The sequence below is a fragment of the Zoogloea sp. genome (genome assembly GCF_017302315.1).
In the GTDB taxonomy this organism is placed as follows: domain Bacteria; phylum Pseudomonadota; class Gammaproteobacteria; order Burkholderiales; family Rhodocyclaceae; genus Zoogloea.
The window spans coordinates 1-4,936 of record NZ_JAFLDT010000145.1 but is presented as its reverse complement, the minus strand read 5'-3'; the positions used below and the strand labels follow the sequence as shown (position 1 = coordinate 4,936).

The window sequence follows — 4,936 nt, the reverse complement described above, 5'->3', positions numbered from 1 at the left end:
CCTTGGTGCGCCCCTCGGTGACGAGGACCAGGGGGCGAATAAAACCACTGCGGGACCAGGCATCCAGCGGATCGACCAACGCATCGGTCTGCTCACCCCGATCGCACAGGTAGGGCAGCCAGTCGACGCTGAGATCCGTCCGCGCAGCAGCAGGGGCAACGGGTAGCGGCGCGGCATCGCCCGCCGGCACCACGGGCACCTCGCTGCGGCGGGTCAGCGCGTTCTCGATCTGCTGCTTGACCCGCTCCCAGGCATCTGCCTGCCGGTCGTTGGGCCAATCGGAGAGGGGGCGAAGCCCGTAGCGGGTCTCCACCGGCGTCCTGAATTCATCCTGGGGCAGGCATTGCACGCCACTCACCGCAACACGCTCCCCTTCGATGTCCACAAAGAAATCGTCCAGATCGACCGAATGCAGGGCCACCCCGATCACCCGGATGTGGGGCGCCTGCCGCCGGCGTTCGAACATGCGGCGCAGCTCCGTCTCGCGGCAGAAGGACGACGCGTTGTAGGCATGGCTGAGAAGAACGATGAACACATCGGCCTCCTCAAGCGCGTTGCGGATTTGCGCTTCCCACAGGTTGCCGGCCTTCAGCGCCTCGTAGTCGAGAAAGATCTCCATGTCGCCCAGCCGCTCGCACATGGGCGTCAGCGCCCGGTGCAGGCGCAGCGCATGCGGGTAGTCGGCATGACAATACGAGATGAAGATCCGCCGACCGACGGACGTCTTCTGGACTATTTTCGGCATCCCCTCCCCCACGCTCCGACAGGCTTCATGGATTCTAGCCGAATCAACTAGGCACTTGTCCTGAGGAAGAGGCAGTGAGATCTTTGGAAATGCCCAACGGACGGCTCCCGCACTCCGCCCTATCGCCGTCTGCACGCTACCCACATCCCCCCATGCCCCCTCCCCTCTCCGCCACCATCATCTCCCTCTACGACCGCCACGCCGACACCTGGCATCGGCGCCGCTCGCCCCATGCCTCACTGGAAGAAGCCTGGCTGACGCGTTTCTCCGCCGGCCTGCCCGATGGGGCCAGCGTGCTGGATCTGGGCTGCGGCACGGGTCAGCCGATGGGGCGGTGGCTGGCCCAGCAGGGCTTTGCAATCACCGGCGTCGACAGCTCGGCGGCGATGCTGGCGCATGCCCGTGCCCTGCTGCCCACCCAGGAGTGGGTGCAGGGCGACATGCGTGCCCTCGCGCTTGGGCGCAGGTTTGCGGGGGTGCTGGCCTGGGACAGTTTCTTTCACCTGAACCACGAGGATCAGCGGGCGATGTTTCCGGTCTTCGCGGCGCACGCGGCACCGGGGGCGATGCTGATGTTCACCAGCGGGCCGTCCCACGGCGAGGCGATCGGGGAGTTTGAGGGGGAGCCGCTGTTCCACGCCAGCCTGGCGCCGGAGGAATACCGACGCCTGTTGGGCGCTCACGGCTTCGAGGTACTCGACTTCGTGCCCGAGGACCCGGCCTGTGGCTTTCACTCCATCTGGCTGGCGCGGCGCCTGACCTGAGCGCCCGTTCAGGCCGACATCTTGAGCCAGGTGAGGCGCTGCACGATCTTGTCCCGCCAGGCGCGGGCCAGGCCGGGGGTGTCGGCCAGGCTCGCCAATTCGGCCAGGGGCGGGCGGTGGGCCTGCCACAGGAGCTGGGCTTCGCGCAGGGTCGGGGCCTGGGGTGCGGCGTGCAGCCGGTCCAGGGTGTCGCCGGGACTCACGTGGCCGGGCTGGACCACGCGCCAGTACCAGCCGGTGAGCAGGTGTTCGGCGATGAAGCCGGCCATGCCGTCGGCGCCAAAGCGCTCGTCGATCTTCCAGCACGGGTTGCGGGGCTGGCACACCTGCAGCACGGCGCGGCCCAGTTGCCACAGCTCGCCGATGCGCACGTCCGCTTCGTCCAGATCGGGGGTGGAGAGGTTCTCGCCGAGGGCGCCGGGCACGAGCTGGGCAGCGACGTCCGGAAAGCGGGCGGCGAGGCGTGGGTAGTGCCCGGCGGGGTAGAGATGCACGGCCTTGTCGGGCCCGCCATGGACACGCCGGTCGGCCTGCTGGTCGCCGGCAAAGCCCTCGGGGCCCAGGGCGATGGGCACGTCCACCCGGGTCTTGTAGATGCCGGTGGGGCGCCCGGTTGCGGGCAGCGGACGGATGCCGCCGGTAAAGAGGGTGATGCTGGCCATTGGGTTTCCTGCTGTGTCTTTGGGTGGGGTCGGGTTCGCTCGGCGTTTATGTGTCCGGGGTGGTGTGGAGCTTGGTGCGCTTATGTCTGCAAGCGCGGGGGGCGTTGGTCGGTAGGGGACTTCGATCTGGAGGCAGGCGGATGAATCAAGCTGCGATGGGCGACTGAAGTCGCCCCTACAGGGCGGCCCGGCGTCGCCCGAACAGGTCGGCCCGGTAGCCACTGTCAGGGTATCGGGAGCGTCCTTGCTCTTTGTTGGGCCCTCACTCCCCTCTGAACACCGGCTTGCGCTTTTCCTTGAAGGCGCGGATGCCCTCGGCGTAGTCCTGGCTGTTGTACACCACCCGGCGCAGGCCCTGGATGCGTTCGAAGTCTTCGGGGGACATGGTGTGGGCGCCGGCGAGGATGCGCAGTTGCTCCTTCATCACCGAGATGGAGAGGGGCGCGTTGGCGGCGATGCGGCGGGCCATGGCGTAGGTGGCTTCTTCCAGGTCGGCGGCGTCGGTGACGTGGTTGATGATGCCCAGGCTGCACAGGCGTTCGGCGGGAATGGGCGCGGCAGTGAAGAGCATCTCCTTGGCCAGGCGCAGGTTGGCAGCGTTGAGGAAGGTGAGCAGGCCGCCCACGTTGTAGGGCACGTTGAGGCGGGCCGGGGTGGCGGCGAAGGTGGCATCGCGGGCGGCCACGATGAGGTCGCAGGCGAAGGCGGTTTCGCAGGCACCGCCCCACACGCTGCCTTCGATCATGGCGATGATGGGGGCGGGAAAGGTCTCGATCTCGCGCACCAGCTTGCGCAGGGGGTCGCGCCAGGCCAGGGGGTCGAGGCCGGCGGCGGGGAGCTCTTCAATGTCGTGGCCCGCCGACCAGACCTTGCAGCCGGCCCGGGCGCGCAGCACCACGCAGCGCACGCCCACGGCACGGAAAGACTCGAGGGCGGTGGCAAAGGCCTGGACCATCTCCTCGCACAGGGCGTTGCGGCGGGCTTCCCGGTCGAGGGTGAGGGTGGCGATGTGGTCGGTGATGTCGATCTGGAGCATGACGGTGCGAGGTGGAGGCAGTGCGGCATTTTAGACACAGGGCGGGTCGAATGAAGCAGCCGCCGCAGTAGCTGCCGCCCAACGGGGTGTTCCGCAGGGGCAACCCGGCCAGGATTGCCCCACGGCCGCCGAAGCACTACGCTCCGCGTCACAAGCCCCCGGGAGCCCCCGCCCCGGCAATCAGAAAAGATATCCAAGGAGACACCCCCGTGTCCGGAAGCGAGTTGATCCGGACCAAGCTGGCCCCGCCCCTGGTGGGCGGCAGCCTGGTCGACCGTGCGGCGCTGCTCGGCCAGTTGAGCCAGGGCCTGTCACGCCGGCTCACCGTGCTGGTGGCGCCGGCCGGCTTTGGCAAGACCACCCTGCTGGCGGCCTGGCATGCGGCCCTGTCGCAGCAGGGTACGGCCTGCGCCTGGGTCACCCTGGAGCGGGACGACGATCTTTACCTCTTCGGCGCCTATCTGCTCGAAGCGCTGGCGGTGGACTGCGGGGTGGGGCGGCGCGCCCAGGCGCTGATCCGCAACGATCCCCTGGTGCCGGCCAAGAACGTGGTGTCGGTGCTGATCAACGAGATTGCCGAGGCCGGGCGCCCCATCGTGCTGATCCTCGACGACCTGGACCAGCTCGAGTCGGCGCCGGCCCACGAGGCCTTGTTCCGCCTGCTGCGCCATGGCCCCGACAACTTCCATGTGGTGGTGTCGGGCCGCAGCGCGCCGCCCCTGCCCCTGAGCCATTTCCAGAGCCGCAACCAGTTGCTGTGCCCCGACGCCGACACGCTGCGTTTCGACCGTTCGGACACCGGGCGCTTCCTCCACGAGGTGGCCGGGCTGAAGCTGGACGCGGCCCGCGTGCAGGCCCTGTGGCAGGCCACCGAGGGCTGGATCGCGGGCCTGCAACTGGCCTCCATTGCCCTGCGCAACGGGGCCGATGCGGCCGGCATCGGGGCCGGCCCGGGCGCCGCCACCCGGGAGATCGCCCAGTACCTCACCGAGAACGTGCTCGCCACCCTGCCCGGGCGTCTTGTGGATTTCCTGCTGCGCCTGTCCGTCCTTGATCGCGTCTCGCCGGCCCTGGGTGCTGCGGTCTCCGGCTTTGATGACGCGGCGGCGCTGCTGGACGAGCTGGAGCGGCGCAACCTCTTCCTGGCGCCCCTCGACGCGGCGCGCAGCTGGTACCGCTTTCACGCGCTCTTTGCCGACTACCTGCGCGAGCGCGCCCTGCGCCAGATCCCCGCCGAGATCCCGGCCCTGCACCGGCGTGCCAGCGCGTGGCTGGCCCAACAGCGCCTGTGGCCAGAGGCGGTCAAGCACGCCCTCGCGGCGGGCGACGAAGATGCCGCCGCGACGTGGGTGGAGCACTCGGCCATGGCCCTGATCGAGCGCAGCGACATGCGCACCCTGCGTACCTGGCTCGGACGCCTGCCGCCCCACGTCATCCACGGCCGCCTGCGCCTGCGCCTGGCCGAGGCCTGGTGCCAGGCCCTGAGCCTGCGCCCGCGGGAGGCCGTGGCCACGCTCCACGACATCCAGGAAGACCTGGCCCGGGGCATCCTCGATACCCACGACGACGCGGCCCTGCGCTGCGAGCTATTGGCCATGCGCGCCCTGATCGCCGGCCTCACCGACGACAGCCCGGCCTCCCTGCGCCCCGAAACGTCTCCGGACACCGATAGCGGTAGCGCGTCGGATCACTGTCCTCCTGCAGTTCGACCGGCACGCGCTCGTCACCC

General features: G+C 69.3%; 5 protein-coding genes. 2 read left to right on the top strand and 3 right to left on the bottom strand.

What is annotated here, in order from left to right; translation table 11 throughout:
- A partial coding sequence (locus J0L98_RS21135; RefSeq protein ID WP_296414196.1) for a toll/interleukin-1 receptor domain-containing protein occupies positions 1-745 on the bottom strand: 745 nt, incomplete at its 3' end.
- Between the two features lie 152 nt (positions 746-897).
- Here J0L98_RS21135 and J0L98_RS21130 point away from each other — a divergent pair.
- The gene (locus tag J0L98_RS21130) at positions 898-1,509 is read left to right on the top strand and encodes a class I SAM-dependent methyltransferase (protein ID WP_296414193.1); all 612 of its coding nucleotides are present in this window, start codon (positions 898-900) and stop codon (positions 1,507-1,509) included.
- An 8-nt stretch (positions 1,510-1,517) separates the two neighbouring features.
- Here the strand turns inward: J0L98_RS21130 and J0L98_RS21125 are convergent, their stop codons facing one another.
- Together J0L98_RS21125 and scpB are read right to left on the bottom strand one after the other, a co-directional pair.
- Positions 1,518-2,171, bottom strand: a complete 654-nt coding sequence (locus J0L98_RS21125; protein WP_296414192.1) for an MOSC domain-containing protein — start codon at positions 2,169-2,171, stop codon at positions 1,518-1,520.
- Between the two features lie 262 nt (positions 2,172-2,433).
- On the bottom strand, positions 2,434-3,207 hold the full coding sequence (scpB, locus tag J0L98_RS21120; protein ID WP_296414191.1) for a methylmalonyl-CoA decarboxylase: 774 nt from the start codon (positions 3,205-3,207) through the stop codon (positions 2,434-2,436).
- 209 nt (positions 3,208-3,416) lie between these two features.
- Here scpB and J0L98_RS21115 point away from each other — a divergent pair.
- On the top strand, positions 3,417-4,936 hold a 1,520-nt coding region (locus J0L98_RS21115; protein ID WP_296414176.1), incomplete at its 3' end, for an AAA family ATPase.